Annotated in this window: 22 protein-coding genes; 10 read left to right on the top strand and 12 right to left on the bottom strand. The window is 67.5% G+C overall.

Features of this window, described 5'->3' with window-relative positions; all coding sequences use genetic code 11:
- Positions 1 to 2: 2 nt before the first annotated feature.
- The gene (locus CETAM_RS07540) at positions 3 to 1,295 is read left to right on the top strand and encodes a glycosyltransferase family 87 protein (RefSeq protein ID WP_197085691.1); all 1,293 of its coding nucleotides are present in this window, start codon (positions 3 to 5) and stop codon (positions 1,293 to 1,295) included.
- The gene (gene msrB / locus CETAM_RS07545) at positions 1,240 to 1,647 is read left to right on the top strand and encodes a peptide-methionine (R)-S-oxide reductase MsrB (protein ID WP_156228286.1); all 408 of its coding nucleotides are present in this window, start codon (positions 1,240 to 1,242) and stop codon (positions 1,645 to 1,647) included. The genes CETAM_RS07540 and msrB overlap by 56 nt, the downstream gene beginning before the upstream one ends.
- A 53-nt stretch (positions 1,648 to 1,700) precedes the next feature.
- On the opposite strand, the gene hemQ is transcribed toward msrB, so the two are convergent.
- Positions 1,701 to 2,369: a hydrogen peroxide-dependent heme synthase gene (gene hemQ, locus CETAM_RS07550; RefSeq protein ID WP_330221212.1), complete on the bottom strand. Its 669-nt coding sequence runs from the start codon at positions 2,367 to 2,369 to the stop codon at positions 1,701 to 1,703.
- A 196-nt stretch (positions 2,370 to 2,565) separates the two neighbouring features.
- Here hemQ and CETAM_RS07555 point away from each other — a divergent pair, with 196 nt between their 5' ends.
- Both CETAM_RS07555 and CETAM_RS07560 read left to right on the top strand, forming a co-directional pair.
- Positions 2,566 to 3,147: a DUF3000 domain-containing protein gene (locus CETAM_RS07555; protein ID WP_231587642.1), complete on the top strand. Its 582-nt coding sequence runs from the start codon at positions 2,566 to 2,568 to the stop codon at positions 3,145 to 3,147.
- Between the two features lie 23 nt (positions 3,148 to 3,170).
- Complete coding sequence (locus CETAM_RS07560; RefSeq protein WP_156228289.1) at positions 3,171 to 4,370, top strand: HRDC domain-containing protein; 1,200 nt, start codon at positions 3,171 to 3,173, stop codon at positions 4,368 to 4,370.
- Here the strand turns inward: CETAM_RS07560 and CETAM_RS07565 are convergent.
- From CETAM_RS07565 to dut, 5 genes are all read right to left on the bottom strand, one after another.
- Positions 4,367 to 4,597, bottom strand: a complete 231-nt coding sequence (locus CETAM_RS07565) for a hexameric tyrosine-coordinated heme protein (protein ID WP_156228290.1) — start codon at positions 4,595 to 4,597, stop codon at positions 4,367 to 4,369. The genes CETAM_RS07560 and CETAM_RS07565 overlap by 4 nt on opposite strands.
- A gap of 129 nt (positions 4,598 to 4,726) precedes the next feature.
- Positions 4,727 to 6,640 carry a 1-deoxy-D-xylulose-5-phosphate synthase gene (gene dxs, locus CETAM_RS07570; RefSeq protein ID WP_156228291.1) on the bottom strand — a complete coding sequence of 638 codons (1,914 nt, stop codon included), beginning with the start codon at positions 6,638 to 6,640 and terminating at the stop codon, positions 4,727 to 4,729.
- Between the two features lie 82 nt (positions 6,641 to 6,722).
- Complete coding sequence (locus CETAM_RS07575) at positions 6,723 to 7,940, bottom strand: class I SAM-dependent RNA methyltransferase (RefSeq protein ID WP_269076370.1); 1,218 nt, start codon at positions 7,938 to 7,940, stop codon at positions 6,723 to 6,725.
- A 131-nt stretch (positions 7,941 to 8,071) separates the two neighbouring features.
- A complete protein-coding gene (locus tag CETAM_RS07580) occupies positions 8,072 to 8,929 on the bottom strand; it encodes a DUF3710 domain-containing protein (RefSeq protein ID WP_156228293.1) in 858 nt (285 codons plus the stop codon).
- Between the two features lie 47 nt (positions 8,930 to 8,976).
- On the bottom strand, positions 8,977 to 9,423 hold the full coding sequence (gene dut, locus CETAM_RS07585) for a dUTP diphosphatase (protein WP_156229432.1): 447 nt from the start codon (positions 9,421 to 9,423) through the stop codon (positions 8,977 to 8,979).
- A gap of 46 nt (positions 9,424 to 9,469) precedes the next feature.
- Here dut and CETAM_RS07590 point away from each other — a divergent pair, with 46 nt between their 5' ends.
- Entirely contained in the window at positions 9,470 to 9,997 is a 528-nt protein-coding gene (locus CETAM_RS07590) for a DUF3093 domain-containing protein (RefSeq protein ID WP_156228294.1), read from the top strand.
- 68 nt (positions 9,998 to 10,065) lie between these two features.
- On the opposite strand, the gene CETAM_RS07595 is transcribed toward CETAM_RS07590, so the two are convergent.
- Positions 10,066 to 10,359: a DUF4193 domain-containing protein gene (locus tag CETAM_RS07595; RefSeq protein ID WP_156228295.1), complete on the bottom strand. Its 294-nt coding sequence runs from the start codon at positions 10,357 to 10,359 to the stop codon at positions 10,066 to 10,068.
- A 120-nt stretch (positions 10,360 to 10,479) separates the two neighbouring features.
- Positions 10,480 to 11,325, bottom strand: coding sequence for an inositol monophosphatase family protein (locus tag CETAM_RS07600; protein WP_156228296.1), 846 nt, complete (start codon positions 11,323 to 11,325; stop codon positions 10,480 to 10,482).
- 36 nt (positions 11,326 to 11,361) lie between these two features.
- Here CETAM_RS07600 and ppgK point away from each other — a divergent pair, with 36 nt between their 5' ends.
- Both ppgK and CETAM_RS07610 read left to right on the top strand, forming a co-directional pair.
- Positions 11,362 to 12,114, top strand: a complete 753-nt coding sequence (gene ppgK, locus CETAM_RS07605; RefSeq protein ID WP_156228297.1) for a polyphosphate--glucose phosphotransferase — start codon at positions 11,362 to 11,364, stop codon at positions 12,112 to 12,114.
- Between the two features lie 170 nt (positions 12,115 to 12,284).
- Positions 12,285 to 13,688 carry an RNA polymerase sigma factor gene (locus CETAM_RS07610; protein ID WP_156228298.1) on the top strand — a complete coding sequence of 468 codons (1,404 nt, stop codon included), beginning with the start codon at positions 12,285 to 12,287 and terminating at the stop codon, positions 13,686 to 13,688.
- A 111-nt stretch (positions 13,689 to 13,799) separates the two neighbouring features.
- Here CETAM_RS07610 and CETAM_RS07615 read toward each other — a convergent pair whose 3' ends face one another.
- From CETAM_RS07615 to CETAM_RS07630, 4 genes are all read right to left on the bottom strand, one after another.
- Positions 13,800 to 15,038, bottom strand: coding sequence for a DUF418 domain-containing protein (locus CETAM_RS07615; protein ID WP_197085692.1), 1,239 nt, complete (start codon positions 15,036 to 15,038; stop codon positions 13,800 to 13,802).
- Complete coding sequence (locus CETAM_RS07620; RefSeq protein ID WP_156228300.1) at positions 15,035 to 15,553, bottom strand: hypothetical protein; 519 nt, start codon at positions 15,551 to 15,553, stop codon at positions 15,035 to 15,037. Before CETAM_RS07620 ends, CETAM_RS07615 begins: the two co-directional genes overlap by 4 nt.
- Positions 15,554 to 15,671: 118 nt before the next feature.
- Entirely contained in the window at positions 15,672 to 17,402 is a 1,731-nt protein-coding gene (locus CETAM_RS07625) for a DEAD/DEAH box helicase (protein ID WP_156228301.1), read from the bottom strand.
- Complete coding sequence (locus tag CETAM_RS07630) at positions 17,399 to 17,638, bottom strand: DUF3039 domain-containing protein (protein WP_156228302.1); 240 nt, start codon at positions 17,636 to 17,638, stop codon at positions 17,399 to 17,401. Before CETAM_RS07630 ends, CETAM_RS07625 begins: the two co-directional genes overlap by 4 nt.
- 57 nt (positions 17,639 to 17,695) lie before the next feature.
- On the opposite strand from CETAM_RS07630, the gene CETAM_RS07635 reads away from it, so the two are divergent.
- Genes CETAM_RS07635 through dtd form a run of 3 tightly spaced genes read left to right on the top strand, consistent with a single transcriptional unit; the run spans position 17,696 to position 20,183 of the window.
- Positions 17,696 to 18,232 (top strand): DUF3099 domain-containing protein, encoded by a 537-nt coding sequence (locus tag CETAM_RS07635; RefSeq protein WP_156228303.1) that lies wholly within the window; start codon positions 17,696 to 17,698, stop codon positions 18,230 to 18,232.
- On the top strand, positions 18,229 to 19,752 hold the full coding sequence (locus CETAM_RS07640; protein ID WP_156228304.1) for a N5-glutamine methyltransferase family protein: 1,524 nt from the start codon (positions 18,229 to 18,231) through the stop codon (positions 19,750 to 19,752). The genes CETAM_RS07635 and CETAM_RS07640 overlap by 4 nt, the downstream gene beginning before the upstream one ends.
- Positions 19,749 to 20,183 (top strand): D-aminoacyl-tRNA deacylase, encoded by a 435-nt coding sequence (gene dtd / locus CETAM_RS07645; RefSeq protein ID WP_156228305.1) that lies wholly within the window; start codon positions 19,749 to 19,751, stop codon positions 20,181 to 20,183. The genes CETAM_RS07640 and dtd overlap by 4 nt, the downstream gene beginning before the upstream one ends.
- Positions 20,184 to 20,207: the final 24 nt, after the last annotated feature.

Here is a 20,207-nt window from a genome sequence, read left to right on the forward strand (position 1 = left end):
GCGTGACTTCGCCGACGACCCGACTCGAGAACCTGTGGGTTGCCCGCACCCCGCTGACCGATCCTCCCCCGTCGTCGGGGGAGCATCGCCGGACCCCGTTCGACAACATCGGGCGGGCGATCGCCTGGCCGTTGGCTGTGGTGCTCGTGCTCCACCGGGTGTTCGTGCTGGCGCTCAACGGATCAGTGACCGATGATTTCACCACCGTGTACTCCGCTGTGCGCCGGGCCATCGAGGGTGTGCCGGTGTACAACGAGATTTACCATCACGTGGATCCGCACTACCTGTACAACCCGGGCGCCACACTCCTGCTGACGCCGCTGGGCTGGCTGACGGATGTCGACGCCGCCCGCACGGCCTTCATCATCGCCAACGCCGCGGCCGTCATCGGCGCGCTCGCCCTGCTCACCCGCATGTTCGGCTACTCGCTGCGCAGCTTCGTGTGGCCCACGGCGATCACGGTGGCGTTCCTCACCGAATCCGTACGCAACACCCTGATCTTCTCCAACATCAACGGTATCCTGCTGCTGGCGCTCGTCGGTTTCCTGTCCCTCCTGCTCAGCGGCAGAGGTTGGTCGGCGGGGCTGCTCATCGGCCTGGCCATCCTGATCAAGCCGCAGTTCGCTCCCCTGCTGTTCCTGCCCGCGGTGAAACTCGACTGGCGCACGGTATTCGGCGGGATCATCGTCCCGGTGGGGTTCAACCTGGCCGCGTGGCCGCTGGTGCCGGGGGCCTCCGACTACCTCGGCCGTCTGGTTCCCTACCTCGGTGAGGTTCGCGACTACGCCAACTCCTCGCTCTCCGGCGCCGCCGTCTACTTCGGTATGCCTCCGGTTCTGGAGACCGCGATCTGGCTGCTGTTCGCCGCCATCGTCGCGGTGGGTGTCCTCGTGCTCCTGCGCTGGCGCTACACCGACCCTCTCCTGTGGGCCACCACGACGAGCGGGCTCCTGCTGGCCGGGGTGTTCTTCCTGTCCTCCCTGGGCCAGATGTACTACTCGATGATGCTGTTCCCGATGATGTTCACCGTCCTGCAGCGCACCAGCGTGTTCCACACCTGGCCCGCCTGGCTGGCGGCCTACCTCTTCCTCACCCCGGACTCCTTCAACTCCGCCAGGCAGGTCGACCTCTCCCGGTGGCTCGACTTCTTCCATCCGACGATCGGCTGGGCCATGATGCTGACCGTGGTCACCAGCTGTGCCCTGGTCTGGTGGCGGGAGGAATCGCTAGACTCGCAGCATGACCGATTTCAAACTGATCAGCGACACCGAGTGGCAGAAGCGTCTGACGCCTGAGGAGTTCCATGTCCTCCGTCGGGCCGGCACCGAGCCGCCTCACGTCGGCGAGTACACCGACACCACCACCGAGGGGGTCTATTCCTGCAGGGCGTGCGGCGCGGAACTGTTCCGCTCCACCGAGAAATTCGGCTCCGACTGCGGCTGGCCCTCCTTCTTCTCGCCCCTGGCCGGCGACCGCATCATCGAACGCCGTGACGTCTCCCACGGCATGGTCCGCATCGAGGTTGTGTGCGCCAACTGCGAATCGCACCTGGGGCACGTCTTCGAGGGCGAGGGCTATGACACCCCCACCGATCTGCGCTACTGCATCAACTCCCTCTCCCTCAAGCTGGAGCCGAAAGAGCAGTAGAAAAAACCCGCCCGGAGACCAGTTCAGGTTCCGGGCGGGCGTCGAGAAGCAGGCTACGGGAGAACCTTGATGATCTCCCCGATGTCCGCCACGCGGCGGCCGGAGAAGAACGGGGTCTCCTCGCGCACATGGAGGCGGGCGTCCGTGTAGCGCATCTTGTGCATGAGATCGACGATGCGGTGCAGCTCCGGTGCCTCGAACGCGAGCATCCACTCGTAGTCGCCCAGGGCGAAGGCAGGCACCGTGTTGGCGCGCACATCCGGGAAATCACGGGCCGCCTGGCCGTGCTCCGCGAGGATGCGGCGGCGCTCCTGCGGGTCGAGCAGGTACCACTCGAAGGAGCGGACGAACGGGTACACGGTGATCCAGGCCTCGGCCTCCTCGCCCATGATGAACGAGGGCAGGTGCGAGCGGTTGAACTCGGCCGGCCGGTGCAGGCCCGTACCGAACCACGTGGCCTCCAGCACCTGGCCGAACACCGTGGTGCGCCGGAAACCCTGATAGGCGGCCTGCAGGTCCTCGAACTGCTCGGCATGCCACCAGATCATCAGGTCGGCCTCGGCGTTGATGCCGGAGACGTCGTAGATGCCGCGCACCACCACGGTGCCCTCCTCCGCCAGGCCGGTGAAGAAGGCCTGCGCCTCAGAGATGACCTGCTCGCGCTCGTTGCCCAGCGCCCCTGGAATGGCCCGGAAGGTGACGAACTGGGTGTAGCGCTGCATGCTGTTGAGCTCGTCAAAGTTCAGTTTGCTCACAAAAACCTCTTTCCTGGTTTTGCCGTGGAGAACGGCGGTGCCATCCATCATAAGTTGGAACTCCCTGCTGGAGGCAACCCACGGCGCGCCTCCACCGACGAGGCGGTGGGCGTGGTTTATTTGAGGCGTGTTCACCCCAGACGCCTCCTCCTCCCCGACGCCTCTGAACCGCGCGAGTGACACCGGAAACGGTAACAGCACACCGCCCGCGTTCACGCAGGCCGTCGAGTCGATGCATGCGGCCCGGTTACGCCCCGAGATCACCCTCGGCACGATCCGTCCACCGCAGCGTCTGGCCCCTTTCAGTCACGCGATCGGCCTCGAGGTGGAACGCTCCATCGACGAGCAGGCCGCCGAGGGTGACGCCTTCGGCCGATTGATTCTGCTCCACGACCCCGGTGCCGAGGAAGCCTGGGAAGGGGCGATGCGTCTGGTCGCCTACATCCAGGCCGACATGGACCATGAGGTCGCCTCCGATCCCATGCTTCCGGACGTCGCCTGGCAGTGGCTCACCGAAGGCCTCTCCGGCACCGGCGCGGAGCACACCAACCTCGGCGGCACGGTGACAGCCACAGCTTCCGTCCGCTTCGGGGAGATCGGTGGCCCGCCGCGGGCCCATCAGCTGGAGATGCGGGCATCCTGGACCGCTTCCGCCCTCGACCTCGCCCCGCACGTACTCGCCTTCTCCCGCGTTCTGGCCAACGTGGCCGGCCTGCCACCCGAGGGCATCACCCGCCTGGGTTAGAGCCTGGTTTAGGCTGGACAATCATGGCGCACGATCTCACCACCCCCCGCGACGGTATTCCTCCCGTCCTCTCCACGCCCGCCTCCTTCCGGGAGGCCGCCGCCGCGCTGGCCTCCGGGCAGGGGCCCCTGGCGATAGACACCGAACGCGCCTCCGGCTTCCGTTACGACGACCGCGCTTTCCTCGTCCAGATCCGCCGCCGCGACGTCGGCACCTTCCTCCTCGACCCGGAGGGCCACCGCACGGAATTCACCGCGGCACTGGCACCCGTCCTCAACGGCCAGGACTGGATACTCCACGCCGCCCCCTCCGACCTCCCGTCGCTGGCGTGGCTGGGCCTCTACCCCGGCTCGCTCTTCGACACCGAACTCGGCGGCCGCCTCGCGGGCCTCGACCACGTCAACCTCGCCGCCATGACCGAGCTGCTACTCGACGTCCGCCTCGCCAAAGGCCACGGCGCCGAGGACTGGTCCCAGCGCCCCCTGCCCGCCAACTGGCTCGCCTACGCCGCACTCGACGTCGAACTCCTCCTGGAACTCGGCGACACCATGGCTGAAATCCTGGACAACCAGGGCAAACTCGACTGGGCCTCCGAGGAGTTCGAATACATCCGCAACACCCACTCCACCATCACCGGCCCCGCCGAAGCCACCTGGCGCTCGGTACGCGGGGTGGCCTCGCTGACCCGGCCCGAACAGCTCGCCGTCGCCCGTGAACTGTGGATGATCCGGGAGTCCATCGCCGTGGAGGAGGACCGCGCCGTCTCCCGCATCCTGCCCAACAAGGTGCTCATCGAGATCGCCCGCCTCCTGCCACGCACCGCCCGCGAACTCGTCCGCGTGAAGGGTTTCCGCCGTAGCGAAGTCCGCTTCTGGGGTGAGATCATCCAACGCGCGCTGGAGTCCGACCCCCGCACCTGGCCCACCCGCGACCGCCCACCCCGCGGCCTGCCCTCACGCCAGACCTGGGCCGCCGAGCACCCCGATTCCTGGGAACGCTTCTCCAACGCCCGCACGCTCCTCGACGATCTCTCCGCCGACCTGGCCATCCCCGTCGAGAACATCCTCAAACCTGCCGTCCTGCGCACCGTCGCCTGGGGCGCGACCGTCGGCCGCGAGATCCGCTCGCCCCTCGATCTTCCCGATGTCCTGCGCGACTACCAGGCCCGCAACTGGCAGGTTGAACTGACCGCCCCGATCCTGACGGAGACGCTCTTCCGCTAGTCGCGCCAGTAGTTGTTGGCTGCGGCGACAGTGGCGAACTCGATGGCCACGACATGTCCCGCCATGACCAGGGAATCCGCGTTGGTGGCGTAACCCGGCCTCAGGGTCTCCCGGACCCGGGCGTCGGGCTGGATCGCCCCGATCGTCTTCCTCGCCAGCATGATGGCCAGCTCGCGGCCCTGCTCGGGAGTGTCCGTGAGGAGGGAGTTGTTGGGCACAAGCGCCATGATGACCTCCGGGGGGTCAGTGGATGGGACGGCGGCCACCGGAACCCGGCGCCGCGGGACTGTAACCCAGATCATAGCGAAAGGGATCCCCGGACGTCGCCCTCCCTAGAGGAGGAGAAGAGCGGCGGGTCAGGCCCCGGCCTCGTCTGCATCGAACATCAGGCCATCCAGCCAGCCCGCGATCGAGTCGACGACGCCGTCTGCGTCGAGGCCGACCTCGGCGAGAAGTTCGGAGCGGGTGGAGTGGAGCGGAAACACGGAGGGGAAGCCCAGGCGGCGGACGGGAGTGTCCACTTCTGCGGCGGACAGTGCCTCGGAGATGAGGGAGCCCACACCTCCGCGGATGACGCCGTCCTCGAGGACGACGACGAGGTCGTGGTCGTCGGCGAGCCCGATGAGGGAGGCCTGGACCGGTGCGATCCAGCGGGGGTCGACGACGGTGAGGTTGAGGCCGAGCTCCTCCAGCCGGGGTGCGACGGACAGCGCCAGGGAGGCGAAGGAACCGACGGCGACGATGAGGACGTCGAGAAGCGAGGAATCGGTGTCGGAGTAGTGGAGGATATCCACGCCATCCTCCAGACGCATGAGTTCCTGGCGCTCCTGCGGCAGGGCGCCCTTGGGGTAACGGACGACGGTGGGTCCGGTGGAGACGTCGAGGGCCTCGCGGAAGAGTTCCCGCAGCTGCGCGCCGTCGCGGGGTGCGGCGATACGGATGCCGGGGACGATGGTGGTCAGCGCCATGTCCCAGACGCCGTTGTGGCTGGCGCCGTCCGAACCGGTCACACCGGAGCGGTCGAGGACGAAGGTGACGGGCAGGTCCAGCAGTGCCACATCCATGAGGAGCTGGTCGAAGGCACGGTTGAGGAACGTGGAGTAGATCGCCACGACGGGGTGCATGCCGGCGAGCGCCAGGCCTGCGGCCGAGGTGACGGCGTGCTGCTCGGCGATGCCCACGTCGAAGAAGCGGGAGGGGTACTGCTCGGCGAAGGCCGCCAGTCCGGTCGGGCCGGCCATGGCGGCGGTGATCGCCACGACGTCGTCGCGCGACTCGGCGGCGGCGAGCACCTCGGAGGTGAACACGCTGGTCCAGTCGGGTTTGGCCGTGGAGAGGGCGACGCCGGTGACCGGGTCCATGATGCCGGTGGCGTGCATCTGATCGGCGACGTCGTTGACCGCCGGGGCATAGCCGTGGCCCTTCTCGGTGACGGCGTGGACGATGATCGGACCCTCGTAGTTCCTGGCGTACGTGAGCGCATGAAGCAGAGATTTCAAGTCGTGGCCCTTGACCGGACCGACGTATTTCATGCCGAGCTCGGGGAACATCTCGGTGGGGATGATCTGGGACTTCACGCCCTCCTTGAAGGCCGCGAGGGCCTCGAAGGCGCGCTCCCCGACCCAGCCCATGGACTTGAGGGTCTTCCGGCCGTGCTCCATGATCTCGTCGTAGGAGCGTTCCATGCGCAGGTGGGCGAGGTTGTCCGCCAGGCCGCCGATGGTCGGCGAGTAGGAACGACCGTTGTCGTTGACCACGATGACCACGTTGCGGTCCTTGCCGGAGGCGATGTTGTTCAACGCCTCCCAGCACATGCCGCCGGTCAGCGCACCATCGCCGACGACGGCCACGACGTTGCGGTCCTTCCGGCCGGTGAGCTGGAACCCCTTGGCCAGTCCGTCAGCGTAGGACAGGGAGGCCGAGGCGTGGGAGGACTCGGTCCAGTCATGCTCGGATTCGCCGCGCGCCGTGTAGCCGGAGATGCCGCCCTTCTGGCGGAGGGTGTCGAACTTCCCGGCCCGCCCGGTGATGATCTTGTGGACGTAGCTCTGGTGGGAGGTGTCGAAGATGATCGGGTCGTCGGGCGAGTCGAATATCCGGTGCAGCGCAATTGTCAGCTCCACGACACCGAGGTTGGGCCCGAGGTGGCCACCGGTCGCGGAGACCTTCTGTACGAGGAGCTGCCGGATCTCATCCGCGAGTTCCTCGAGCTGCTCCACTGACAGCGCCTTCAGGTCGGCTGGCGACGACAGTCCACTGAGAGTACCCATCGTTGTCTGCGCGTCTCCTTCGACCTCGGTAACAGTTTCGATCATCTTACCTGCCTCCCGCCGGACCCCCCACACGACCGTGTTACGGGCGCGTGAGCTCAGCGATGACCTCGAAATGGTGGGTGCCGGGGAAAGCGTTGATGACGGCCAGGCGCGCGATGCGGTAGCCGTTCTCACCCCAGGCGGCGACGTCACGGGAGAAGGTCGCGGGGTCACAGCCGATGTGGATGATCCGCTCCGGCTGCTTCTTCGCGACGCCCGCGACCACCTCGTCGCCCGCACCCGTCCGGGGCGGATCCAGCACCACGACGCGGGGGGTGGGCAGCGTCTCGATTGACTTCTCCACCAGGGCGTCGTGCACCTTGAGTCCGTAGGGCTCCAGAGAATCCTGGGTGAGCTCGGCGGCCGCCGGGGAGTAGTCGACGGAGTGGATGGTGGCTCCCTCGCCGAGGGAGTCGGCCAGGGCGGGGACGAACAGGCCGACTCCGCCGTAGAGGTCCCAGCCGACCTTGTTCTCGGAGGCACCCAGGTCGCTGAACCACCGACGGATCACGCCGGTGTACGCGTCGGGGGCCTTCACGTGCGCCTGCCAGAAGGCGGTGGCGGGGAAGCGGAACGTGTGGTCATCGGCGCGCTCGGTGACGGTTCCGGTGCCCTCGAGGACGTCGGTGACCTTCTCCACGCGGCGGCCGCGGGGTGCCTTACGAGTCTCCACCACGTGGCGGACACCCTCGGAATCCAGCACGGCGACGACCTCGGCGCCCGGGGTGAACAGGCGTGCGTTCTCCCCCACGAGGCCGTCGAGGAGTCCCGGCACGACCTGGGTGCAGGGGATGTGGACGACGTCGTGCGAGGAGCGGGCCCGGAAGCCTGCGCGTCCCTGCTTATCCACGCCGAGCCGCACCCGCGTACGCCAACCGCGCGCGGGCTCCAGGTTGATCAGTTCCGGGGTGGGCACGTCCGCCACCCGGCCCAGACGGGTGAGCTGGCCGATCAGGATGTCCGCCTTGAGGCCGGTCTCCTGGGCGGGGTCGAGGTCGCCGAAGTCGCAGCAGCCGGCGCCGGCTGCCGCGGCCGGGCAGGACTGGTCGACGCGGAGCGGGCCCGGCGTGGACACGTGGTCGAGTTCGGCGCGGGCGAAGCGCTTCTTCACCTGTGTGATGGTGGCGTCGACGACGTCGCCCGGGTATGCGCCCCTGACGAAGACGACGCGGCCGTCGAGTTCTGCGATGCCCTCGCCACCGTGGGCCATCCGGGTGATGGTGAGTTCCCGGGTCTGATCCCGTTCGAGTTCGGTCACGGTGAAGGCTCCTTGAGTTCGGCTGACTTCATGACGCGCCTGGCGCGCTTGACCATGAAGAACGTGAAAAGAGTGACGATACCCGTCCATGGCCGTCTCACGGGAATCCCGGACACGGCCAGGGCGGCCCACTACTTCTGCGTGGTGTCTGTCCCCGAGCCGTCCGCGAGGTCGCGGAGGGCCCGGGCGGTGTCATCGATGGACTGTTCTTCCTCGGACCGGGCGGCCTGCTGCGCCTGGACCGGCTGCTGGACCGACTGCTGGGCTTCTGCCCGTCGGAGGTCCTGGGCGCGTTGCTGCACTGCCTGCTGAACCTGTGCGACAAGCTGCTGCGGTAGGACGACCGGCAGTGAGTTGCCGGCGAGAACCGGGTCCTCGCCGCGGTAGACGAAGGTGCGGGCGGTGATCTCGCGGGCGAGTTCACGCAGTCCCTCGGCCTTCTCGTGCGGGGCCGTGGTGGTCATGCGCAGCATCCAGCGGGGCCCCTCCGCACCGATGACGCGGATGACGCCGTGCTCGCCCAGGCCGACGACCTCGGCGCCCCACGGGCCCTGCTCGATGTCGACGGTCAGGCCGTCGCCGATCATGCCCTGGGAGATCTGCTCCGTCGACTCCGCCCACTGGCCGGCCGATCTCGGTGCGGCGAAGGCGACCGGGGTGATGCGGCCGAACTCGGTGACGATGTGGATCATCTTCGGGCCTTGCTCCCCCATCTCCACCTGCACCTGGGAGTTGCGCGGCAGCGCAATCTTCATGGAGCCGAGGTCGAGGACGCCCTGGGAGAAGTCCGAGAAATCGAAGTCTGCGATGTCCACGGCGTCACCGTCGAACGGGCCGGTGTCGCCGTGGATGGCGTCGTGCGCGGGCGTAGCGACGTCCGCGGGCACCTCCGGCGGTGCATCGCTGTAGGTCGACGTCGGCTCAGCGGCGGAATGCGGGCCGTCTGCCGGCTGGGCGTCCTTATTTTTGCCGAATGGCCACAGTGCCATGCCTGGATCGTCTCCTTCAGTCGAGTTGGGGACTACTGTACCGGTGCTCAGGAGACTCCGGTGGAGCCATGACCGCCGGCTCCCCGGACGGTCTCGTCGAGGTCCTCGACCTCCTCGAAGTCGACCAGCTCCACCTTCTGGATCACCAGCTGGGCGATGCGCATGCCCCGGCTGATCTCGATCGGCGTGGCGGGGTCGAGATTGATCAGGGAGACCTTGATCTCCCCCCGGTAGTCCGCGTCCACGGTGCCGGGCGCGTTGACGATGCTCAGGCCCTGCTTCGCAGCCAGGCCCGAACGCGGGTGGATGAGCCCGACCGTGCCCAGCGGCAGCGCCAGGGCCACGCCGGTGCCGACGAGCCGGCGTTCCCCCGGCGCCAGGGTCAGGTCCTCGGCGGAGTAGAGGTCGGCGCCCGCGTCACCGCGGTGGGCACGGGCGGGCAGGGGCAGGTCCTTGTCGAGTCGCTTGATGCGCACGGGACTGAATTCGCTCATGTAGGTCACGTCGTCCAAATCTACCCATACGATAGAGTGTTCAATCGTGAGTGACACAGGTTCCGCTGATTCTGCCTCTTCCCCCCGCACGCTCTACCGCGAGCGTCAGTGGGTGCCCCTCTACTGGTGGTTCATGGCGTTGTTCCTCGTGGCGTTGACGTCTCTGCAGTTCTACCTCAACCGCGACATCTGGTGGTTCATCATCCCGATGACCGTCCTCTCCGCGGTCGCCGCGTGGATACTGCTGAGCTGGTCCTCCACGGTGCTCACCGTCGAACAGGATCCGGACGGCACCCGCTGGCTGTCGGTGAAATCAGCCAACCTGCCGCACAAAGTGGTGTCGCGTTCCCTGGCGGTGCCCTCCACCGCGAAGCGCAACGCGATGGGCAGGCAGCTGGACCCCGCGGCCTTCGTCGTGTCGCACGGCTGGATCCCTGAAATGGTGATGCTGGTGCTCGATGACCCCGAGGACTCCACCCCTTATTGGCTCGTGAGCACGCGTAACCCTGAGGCCCTGCTCGAAGCGTTCCTGCCGGAGCAGACCGACTCCTCCCTGTCGAAGTACCGGCCCTAAGTCCCCGGAATCGAAGAAGCCCGGCCGGGACCCCGAGGGACCTCGACCGGGCGGACAACCCCGGGCGCCTAGGCGCAGTCCAGGCATACCTCCGAACCGTCGGGCTCGATATGGGAACGGCGGTTGAGTCGCTGAACCAGGAAGCAGACGGAGCAGGTGAACTCGTCGGCCTGCTTGGGAACGACGGTGACATTGAGTTCCTCGCCGGAGAGGTCCACTGCCGGCAGATCGAAGGGCTCGACGATGTCGCCGTCGTCATCGATGCCGGGGCTCTGGCTCTCGGCGGCCTTCAGGCCCTCGAGGGAATCAGTGTCCAGTTCGTCCTCTGCCCGGCGGCGCGGTGCGTCGTAATCGGTGGCCATTGCTCGTACATCCTTAACGTGTAGGTCGGCCCTGCAGAAAGGGACGATGTGCGTAGTCTCGAGCCGGATATTAAGCCACAATTGAGCCCCTGTCATACCCCCAGGTCAGATGGGGGTTTTCTAGCGTTTCAACGAATGCCACGCACCAACGGATTCCAGCAGTTCCGCCCATTGCGGGGCAAGTGGGCCTGCGGCGACAGAGACGGGCTCGCCGGCGGAACCGGGCGTCGATAAGCGGGGGGTGTGCACGACGGCGCCGGCCTCCCGCGCAATGAGCGACCCGGCCGCGAAGTCCCAGCAGTGCAGGCCGTGCTCGTAGAAGGCGTCGACGGTGCCTTCGGCGACGCGACAGAAGTCGAGGGCCGCGGCGCCCATGCGGCGGATGTCACGGACCCTGGGCAACAGCCGGGTGAGCAGTTCGGCCTGCTGCCCGCGCCAGTGGGCGGAGTAGGAGAAACCGGTCGCCACCAGCGCGAGCGCGGGATCGGCGGCAGCCGTGCAGTGCAGCGTGTGCACCTCGCCGTCCCGGGACACGGTCGCGCCGTGCCCGAGCGCCGCCGAATACACCGCACCACGCGGCACGTTGACCACCACACCCGCGATGACCTCGCCGTCGACGGCCGCGGCGACGGACACCGCATACTCGGGCAGCCCGTAGAGGAAGTTGACCGTCCCGTCGATGGGGTCGACCAACCAGGACACGCCGCTTTCCGACGCCCTCTCGCTCCCCTCCTCCCCGATGATCCCGTCCGCGGGCCGCAGCGTGGCGAGCCTGTCGGCGATGAAGTCCTCCGCGAGGGTGTCCACGATCGTCACCGGGTCCTCCGCCGAGGATTTGGTGGTGGCGAACTGGCGGATGTCCCCGTGCCCGGCCAGCTCGGCCCGCTTGGCCAGGATGCGCTCAGCCGCGGAGGTGGCGACGTCGATCGCGATGGAACGGAGCTCGACAGGATCATGTGAAGTCATGGCCCCATTGTGCCTGCAGTTTGTATGCTGGGCCCCATGACCAATATCGGCTTCGGTATCGACATCGGCGGCTCCGGCATCAAGGGCGCCCGCGTGAACATGGACGACGGCGAGTTCGTCGGCGACCGGATCAAGATCAAGACTCCGCAGCCCGCGACTCCGGAGGCCGTGGCTGCGACGGTCGCGGAGATCCTGCGCACCTCGGAATGGTCGGGCCCCGTGGGGATCACCCTGCCGTCGGTCATCCGTGGTCAGGTGGCGCAGACCGCCGCCAACATCGACCCCTCCTGGATCGGCACCGACGTCCATGAACTGTTCGACCGCCACCTCGGCGGGAGGGAGATCAGCGTGCTCAATGACGCGGACGCCGCCGGCATCGCCGAGGTGGCCTTCGGGGATCCGCGTGCCCGTGAGGGCTCCGCGCTCTTCCTCACCTTCGGCACAGGCATCGGTTCCGCCCTTCTCATCGACGGCAGACTGTTCCCCAACTCCGAGCTCGGGCACATGAAGATCGGCAGGTACGAGGCGGAGGCCCGTGCGTCCTCCGCTGCGAAGGACCGGGATGAGCTGAGCTTCAAGAAGTGGGCGAAGCGTGTCTCCCGGGTGCTCAAAGAATACGAGCGCCTGCTCAACCCGGGCGTGATCATCGTGGGCGGCGGAATTTCCCGGGACCACGAGCGATGGGTGCCACTCCTCAGCGTCGACACGCCGGTCTTCCCCGCCCGCCTCCGCAACCGTGCCGGCATCGTCGGAGCGGCCATGGCGGTGGCAGCACACCTGAGACCCTAGGAACCTTCCCGGGAGCTCATACCAGGGGCGGGTGTGAACCATCCCGGATCAATTGCTCTATACTGGGCGGTCGATCGTGATGACAGTAGATTCCACTGCGTCACTAATGTGGGTCCCGGGGCAGTGTCCCCGTCCCCACATGGACTAGTAGGCAAGTCGAAAGGGCGTACGTGGCAGCCACCGATTCTTCAGGCAATGCAGCGACTGACAACACGGAGACGACCGCTGCGTCGGCCGCCGACACTCCGGTGAAGAAGGCCGCCAAGAAGGTGGCCAAGAAGACGGCCCGCAAGGTCGTCAAGAAAACCGTGCGCAAGGCGGTGAAGGCAACCACCGGCACCGCAGTCAAGAAGACCGCGAAGAAGACCGTGCGCAAGGCGACGAAGGCGACCACCAAGGTCGCGACCGAGGTCGACGAGCTGAAGGTCGGCGAGGTCGAGACGGAGGAGGTCGAGCCGGAGGAGGTCGAGTTCGACGAGGTCACCCTCGAGGAGGAGGAACTCGGCGAGGTCGAGCTTGGTGCGGTCGCCGAGGTCGAGGAGGAGGACGAGGAGGAAGAGGACGAAGGCGCCTCCGTCTGGGATGAGGACGAGTCCGCCGCCCTGCGCCAGGCGCGCAAGGACGCTGAGCTCACCGCCTCCGCGGACTCCGTCCGCGCCTATCTCAAGCAGATCGGCAAGGTCGCCCTGCTCAATGCCGAGCAGGAGGTGTCCCTGGCCAAGCGCATCGAGGCAGGCCTCTACGCGCAGCACCGCATGGAGCAGATGGAGGACGCATTCGCCTCCGGCGACAAGGACGCGAAGCTGACCCCCGCCGTCAAGCGTGACCTGCGTGCCATCGCCCGCGACGGCCGGAAGGCCAAGAACCACCTGCTGGAGGCCAACCTCCGACTCGTGGTGTCCCTGGCCAAGCGCTACACGGGCCGCGGCATGGCTTTCCTGGACCTCATCCAGGAAGGAAACCTCGGTCTGATTCGCGCCGTAGAGAAGTTCGACTACTCCAAGGGCTACAAGTTCTCCACGTACGCCACCTGGTGGATCCGTCAGGCCATCACCCGGGCCATGGCCGATCAGGCCCGCACCATCCGCATCCCGGTGCACATGGTCGAGGTCATCAACAAGCTGGGCCGGATCCAGCGCGAGCTCCTCCAGGATCTCGGGCGCGAGCCCACCCCGCTGGAGCTGGCCAAGGAGATGGACATCACCGAGGAGAAGGTCCTCGAGATCCAGCAGTACGCCCGTGAGCCGATCTCCCTGGACCAGACCATCGGCGACGAGGGTGACTCCCAGCTCGGTGACTTCATCGAGGACTCCGAGGCTGTCGTGGCCGTCGACGCCGTCTCCTTCACCCTCCTGCAGGACCAGCTGCAGGATGTCCTGCAGACCCTGTCCGAGCGTGAGGCCGGCGTCGTTCGTCTGCGCTTCGGCCTGACCGACGGCATGCCGCGCACGCTCGACGAGATCGGCCAGGTCTACGGCGTCACTCGTGAGCGCATCCGTCAGATCGAGTCGAAGACGATGTCCAAGCTGCGTCACCCCTCGCGCTCGCAGGTCCTGCGCGACTACCTGGACTAGTCGCCCGCTTCTCGTACGACCGCATCGGCCCGGTTCCCTGTTCAGGGAGCCGGGCCGATTGGCGTTGCGGGGCGTCGACAAGCGCTGCGACAGCCTCTCGAAGGGACGGGTTCAGGCGGACAGCTGCTTCGGCCGGTAGGTGGCGGGCAGGCCCTCCCGCCCGTAGGCCAACCGGCGGTGGGCCCATTCGACGGGACCGGGCCAGTCCAGGAGATCCCACGCCAGGGCCCACATCAGCGTGATGAACCAGACGACCAGGGCGATGCCCATCTGCCCCAGAATTCCGGCGGTGGGCCCCCAGTTGAGGGTGAAGGGCTGGGTGATCAGGAGGAAAAGCACCGACTGCAGGATGTAACCGCTCATGGAGCGTCGGCCCAGCGCCACGAAGGCCCGGGTGGCCGGAGTGATCTGCTCCTCGGTACCACGGAAGATCAGTGCAATCAGTGCCAGGATGCCGGGGCCGGTGAGCATACCGACACCCGTGTTGAGCAGGCTCAGCGGCAGTTCCCACGCGGGCGGGAGCACTCCGATGGCGGCCAGACCCCACGGAAGGCCGACGAGCAGAACCACCACGCCGGCGACCGCGACCCAGGCGCGGAGGAGCGTGAGGTGGGAAGCGACGTCGGCAAGCACCCCCTGACGGGCCCACACGAAGCCGATGATCATGACGGACAGAAGCGCCACCGCCGTCATGGGCATACCTGCGAGGGTGACGCCCAGGAACATGCCGTTGGTGGCGACGTACTCCAGGTAGGACTCCGTGGCGCCGAGACCGATGATGCTGCCGTCCATCACCATGAATTCCGGGAAGTAGAGGGCGACCACGGACATCACCATGGAGTAGGCGATGGTGAGTCCGAGGAGGACGCACGCGATGATCATGAGGGTGCGGTCGCGGAACGAGATCATGGCGATGAGGATCAGCGCGGTGAGCGAGTACTGCACGATGATGTCCCCGAAGAAGAGCAGCACCAGGTGTGCGACACCGAAGGCGCCGAGTAGGAGATAACGGCGCCACAGCATGAAGCGCGCCTTCTTCACCGGAAAACCACGGCGCCACAGGCTCAGGGTGATCAGGCCGACGCCGAACCCGAGGAGAGTGGTGAACATCGGCAGACCCCGGACGTGGACAAACATGGTGTGAAAGACCACGGCCAGGTTCTCCAGCCAGGTACCTGTGCCGTAGACGCCACCGAAGTCACTGGCGTAGTCGGCGTTCTGGGCGAAAGCCCAGGCGGTGGGGATGTTCGCCAGGGCGATGCCCAGCAGCGCCAGGCCACGGGCGACGTCAGGTGCGATGTATCTGCTGGACTGGGCGCTGTGGGTACGCGACGCCAGCACTGACGTCATGGGTTGGTCCACTCGCTGAGGGCATCCTCGACACATATGCGCTGCGAGTCCGGATCGGTCAGGCCCGCGCACTCACTGATGCCTGACTGGGTGACCACCGCCGTGACCACGGCCCAGAACACGATGGACAGGATGATTCCCACCGCAGACAGGACCAGACCGGTGACGGACATGGCGGTACGGCGACCCGGGCCGTTGATCCTCCGGCCGCGCACAATGGCGATGATCGCCACGATGAGGCCGATGCCGCCGGCGATGAACGCCAGGCCCGTGAGAATCAGGCTGAGGCCCATGACGAGGGCCAGGATGCCCAGGCCCAGTGCCCAGGGGGCAACGCGGTTGCGTTCCTCCTCCATCGCCCAGGATGAGCCGACACCGGCGTAACCGGTCGCCCCGGTGGAACCAGAGGGGGTGACGCCATAGGAGGGGGTCTGACCGGCCAGAGGTTCCGGGGAGCCCGTGGGGTACTGGTAGGCACCATAGTCTGGCTGCTGAGGGTCGTTGGGGGTGGTCATGATGCTTCACCTTTTCCGTGCCGGAGAGATCGTCCCCCAACACTAACCGCAGTACCCCTGATTACCGGGCAGAAGCAGGGAAATCCGGTTGACATGGGGGAAACCCCGCCACCCTCGCCTACCAGCGACGCAGGTAGGCGATGCGGTCGCGGAGCTGCTCCGCGGAGCACAGGGCGGTGGGCGGCCCGCCACAGGCGTTGCGCGCCTCGGTGTGGATCGCACCGTGGGGCCGCTTGGTGCGCCCGGCGGTGATGGAGACGATGGCGTTGAGCTCCTTGCGCAGCTGGGGGATCTCATCGCTGGCGACACGGTCGGCGGCGGCCCGGTTGCCGGCGGACCTGCGTGCCTCGGCGTCGGCGCGGGCGATGTCCGCCCGGCGTTGCTCCGCCGCATCCCTCGCATCCAACTGCTCCTCCTGCCGCTGACGCAGCAGGGCCTTCATCTGGTCGGCGTCGAGAAGCCCGGGCAGGCCGAGGTAATCGGCCTCCTCGTCGGAGCCGGTGAAGGTGGCGGTGCCGTAGGTGGAGCCGTCATAGATCAGCGAGTCGAGCTCGGCGTCGGCGCCGAGCGACTCGTAGGCGGGATCCTCGTCCTTCTCGTTCTGCTCCCGGTTGGCCTCGGCGAGGGCCTCGTCGTCCCAGCCCTCCTTGGGGCGGTCGGGCTTGCCCAGGACGTGGTCACGCGAGGTCTCGAGCTTCTCGGCGAGTTCCAGGAGAACCGGCACGGAGGGCAGGAAGACCGACGCCGTTTCGCCGGGCATGCGCGAGCGCACGAATCGGCCGATGGCCTGGGCGAAGAACAGCGGCGTGGAGGCCGAGGTGGCGTAGACGCCGACGGCCAGACGGGGAACGTCGACGCCTTCGGAGACCATGCGGACCGCGACCATCCACTCATCCGTCGAGGCCGCGAACTCCTCGATGCGCTCGGAGGAGCCGGGCTCGTCGGAGAGGATGACGGCGACGGGTGTGGAGGAGAGCTTCTCCAGGATCCGTGCGTAGGCACGCGCAGTCTTCGTGTCCGTGGCGATGACCAGGCCGCCGGCGTCAGGCATGTTCTTGCGCAGCTGGAGCAAACGGGTGTGTGCGGCCTGCAGGACGGCTGGAATCCAGTCGCCACCGGGATCGAGCGCCGTCTTCCAGGCGCGGGCCGTCTGCTCGGCGTTGAGGGGTTCGCCGAGTCGGGCCGCGTACTCCTCGCCCGCGGAGGTACGCCAGCGGGCCTCGCCGGAGTAGGCGAGGAAGACGACGGGGCGGACGACGCCGTCGGCAAGCGCCTCGGAGTAGCCGTACGTGTGGTCGGCGCGGGACACCAGATGGCCCTCGCCGTCCTCCTCGTAGCGCACGAAGGGAATCTGGGAATCGTCCGAACGGAAGGGGGTACCGGTCAGCGACAGGCGGTGTTCGGCGTCGGAGTAGGCCTGGCGGATGCCGTCGCCCCAGCTCTTGGCGTCGCCGCCGTGGTGGATCTCGTCGAGGATCACCAGCGAGCGCTTCGACGTGGTCACGGCGTGATGCTTGTAGGGGTGCATCGACACCTGGGCGTAGGTGACCACCACGCCGTCGTAGGCGGGGTTGATCACCGAGGCGTTGCTGAAGTGCGGGTCCAGCGACAGTCCCACGCGCGCCGCGGCGTGGGACCACTGGATCTTCAGGTGCTCGGTGGGCACGACGACGATGATCCGGTCCACCACGCGCGATGATTTCAACTCGGTGGCCACGCGCAGCGCATAGGTGGTCTTACCGGCGCCCGGGGTCGCGACCGCCAGGAAATCCTTCGGCTTCTGGAGCAGGAACTTCGTCAGCGCCGCCCGCTGCCAGGCGCGGAGCTGCCCCTTCCCTTCTCCACTCACTTCCGGCGCAGGCCCTTGTAGATCCGCTCGCAGTCGGGGCACACCGGCGATCCCGGCTTGGCCTGCTTGGTCACCGGGAAGGTCTCGCCGCAGAGGGCGACAACCATGTTGCCGGTCACCGCGGACCCGACGATCTGGTCCTTCTTGACGTAGTGGAAGAACTTCGGGGTGCCGTCGTCGAGCTCCGTGTCTTCCCTGATGTCGGGGCGGTCAATGGTCTTCGTACTGGTTCTCACCTGATCCATCATGCCCCACCCCGACCATGAAAGGCACACAGGGCTATCTTGATCTGTATGGATCAGGACCCTTTCGACACGGTCGACGACGCCGGCACCGGTGACGGCGACGTGGCCGGTGATGGTGCCACGTCGCGGTCGGGGAAGAGGTCAGGGAAGAGGTTCCGGCTCTCCCGCCGTCGCGCGGAACTGATCACCGACGCCCGCCGCTCCCCCGCCGAGGATCTGCGCCGCCGCGAGCTCCTCTACTCTCTGCTGCAGGGGGCCCGTCTGCCCGCGTTACTGATCAGTGCGGGAAGCTACCTCTGGTTGGGCGACTGGATCATCTCCGGGCTGCTGTTCATCATCTCTGTGCCGCTGCCGTGGATCGCGGTGGTCATCGCCAACGGCAAGGGTGAGCGCCGCGACAAGCGGATGAGGAACGTGTACAAGCCGCAGGCCGCGCGGGAGTTCAACTCCCAGCTGGCCGCGGAGGCCGCCCGGCGCGCTCAGCTGGCGTCCGGCGACCAGCATGCTCTCCCCTCTGCCGGGGAAGAGCATGAGACCATCGACCACACCGACGATTCAGACGAGACCCTGAAGGACGACAAGTGACCCGTACTCCCCTGACTGTTCTCGCGCCCGAACTGACGGCGCTTTTCGACGCCGCCGGCCTGACCGCCGCCGGCGTCGCCGGCCACCTCGGCCCGGACTTCACCGAGGCGATGCACCGTGGTGAGCCCGCGGCGGTACGCTACGTGACCTCCGACGGTTCGACTCTCTCGCGGCTGATCCGGGTGTTCATTCTCCGCGACGCCGTACCCGCCACCGAGCTCGCCGATCTGGTCGGCGCTTCGCTGACGACGCGTCTGCTGGATTCCGGGGCGGCCGTGTCCGACCTCCACGGGACGGTACGCATGGCGCTGGACATCCGCCCGCACGTGATCGTGGGCGTGAACCGGTGGGTGTTCTCTGACGCCGACGCCTCAATGACCCCGCACGTACCCGGCCCCGACCACGTCCTGGGTGTGGGTGCGGCGAGTCTCTCGCTGCTGCAGTCCACTCCGGTGACCCCGGTGGGGTCCGCGCTGGATCTGGGGACCGGTTCCGGGGTGCAGGCGCTCGGACAGTTCGGCCTGGCCGAGTCCATCACCGCCACCGACGTCCATCCCCGGGCGCTGGATCTGGCGGAGGCCACCTTCGCGGGTGCGGATGCGCGGGTGGAGCTTCTCCAGGGTCCGTGGTTTGAGCCTGTCGCCGGCCGCACCTTCGACCGGATCGTGGCCAACCCGCCGTTCGTCGTCGGCCTGCCCGAGGTGGGGCACGTCTACCGCGATTCGGGTCTCAACCTCGACGGTGCCTCAGAGCTCGTGGTTTCCCAGGCTCCCGGGTACCTGGCGCCGGGTGGTACGGCACACCTGCTGGCCGCGTGGGTGCACACCCATGACCAGTCCTGGGCCCAGCGCGTGGCCTCCTGGCTGCCGGACCGGGGCGTGGCGGCGTGGGTCATCGAAAGGGACGTCGCCGATCCCGCCCATTACGTGGGTACCTGGCTCAGGGACGAGTCGATCGATCCCCGTTCACCGGAGGCCGCCGCCCGCACGGAGGCATGGCTGGCGCACTTCGCCGAGCACGGGGTCATCGGCATTGGTTTCGGTTTTGTGGCCATCCGCAACATCGGCGACGAGCCCTCCGACATCTTGGCCGAGTCCATGCCGCAGACCTTCAGCGATCCCCTGGGTCCGGAGGTCGAGGAGTACTTCGCCCGCACCGCCTGGCTGCGGGACCGCAGTGCCCAGGAGCTTGCCGACGCCACGTTCCTCACCCGCCCCGGCCTCGCCCGGGAGAACATCGCTGTGGCGGACAAGGACGCCGGCGTCGGTTTCGCGCCGGCGGCGCTGCGCCTGACGCGCACCGACGGTCCGCGCTGGTCCCATGACGTCGATGAGCATCTGGCCGCCGTCGTCTCGGGCCTGCACCCGCAGGGTCTCTCCCTCGCGGAGACGGTCGGGCTCTACGCCATGGCCAACGGGCTGGACGAGGATGAGCTGGTGCAGGCCGCGGTGCCGGCGGTCGTCGACCTCATCCGACACGGCCTGGTGCTGCCGGCCGAGCTGGCGGAGCTCGTGGAATGAAGGCAGTTCTGACCCGGGTGAGTTCGGCGTCGGTCACGGTGGGCGGCGACGTCGTCGGCGCCATCGACTGCCCTGACACGGGTGGGCTGCTGGCTTTGGTGGGCGTCGGCCGGGAGGACGCGCCTGAGGCGTGGGAGACGATGGTCCGCAAAATTGCGGAGCTCCGGATCCTTGACGGCGAGCTGGGCGTGGAGGAGGCCGGTGCGCCGGTGCTGCTGGTCAGCCAGTTCACCCTCCACGGGCGGACCGCCCGAGGTCGGCGTCCCAGCTGGTCCGATGCCGCGCCGGGTGAGGTTGCGGAGCCGGTGATCGCCAGGATTGCGGCCGGGCTGCGCGAACGGGGAATACGCGTCGAGGAAGGCGTGTTCGGGGCGATGATGCAGGTCGCGTCCGTGAATGAGGGGCCTTTCACGGTGCTGGTGGAGTGTTAGAGAGCCGTCGGGAACAAAACCGGT

Source organism: Corynebacterium comes (genome assembly GCF_009734405.1).
Classification (GTDB): domain Bacteria; phylum Actinomycetota; class Actinomycetes; order Mycobacteriales; family Mycobacteriaceae; genus Corynebacterium; species Corynebacterium comes.

Coding starts and splice junctions, on each gene's coding strand:
- msrB (WP_156228286.1), top strand. CDS start 1,240: ATGACCGATTTCAAACTGATCAGCGACACCGAGTGGCAGAAGCGTCTG.
- hemQ (WP_330221212.1), bottom strand. CDS start 2,369: ATGCAGCGCTACACCCAGTTCGTCACCTTCCGGGCCATTCCAGGGGCG.
- CETAM_RS07560 (WP_156228289.1), top strand. CDS start 3,171: ATGGCGCACGATCTCACCACCCCCCGCGACGGTATTCCTCCCGTCCTC.
- CETAM_RS07565 (WP_156228290.1), bottom strand. CDS start 4,597: ATGGCGCTTGTGCCCAACAACTCCCTCCTCACGGACACTCCCGAGCAG.
- dxs (WP_156228291.1), bottom strand. CDS start 6,640: ATGGGTACTCTCAGTGGACTGTCGTCGCCAGCCGACCTGAAGGCGCTG.
- CETAM_RS07580 (WP_156228293.1), bottom strand. CDS start 8,929: ATGGCACTGTGGCCATTCGGCAAAAATAAGGACGCCCAGCCGGCAGAC.
- dut (WP_156229432.1), bottom strand. CDS start 9,423: ATGAGCGAATTCAGTCCCGTGCGCATCAAGCGACTCGACAAGGACCTG.
- CETAM_RS07595 (WP_156228295.1), bottom strand. CDS start 10,359: ATGGCCACCGATTACGACGCACCGCGCCGCCGGGCAGAGGACGAACTG.
- CETAM_RS07600 (WP_156228296.1), bottom strand. CDS start 11,325: ATGACTTCACATGATCCTGTCGAGCTCCGTTCCATCGCGATCGACGTC.
- ppgK (WP_156228297.1), top strand. CDS start 11,362: ATGACCAATATCGGCTTCGGTATCGACATCGGCGGCTCCGGCATCAAG.
- CETAM_RS07615 (WP_197085692.1), bottom strand. CDS start 15,038: ATGACGTCAGTGCTGGCGTCGCGTACCCACAGCGCCCAGTCCAGCAGA.
- CETAM_RS07620 (WP_156228300.1), bottom strand. CDS start 15,553: ATGACCACCCCCAACGACCCTCAGCAGCCAGACTATGGTGCCTACCAG.
- CETAM_RS07635 (WP_156228303.1), top strand. CDS start 17,696: ATGGATCAGGACCCTTTCGACACGGTCGACGACGCCGGCACCGGTGAC.
- dtd (WP_156228305.1), top strand. CDS start 19,749: ATGAAGGCAGTTCTGACCCGGGTGAGTTCGGCGTCGGTCACGGTGGGC.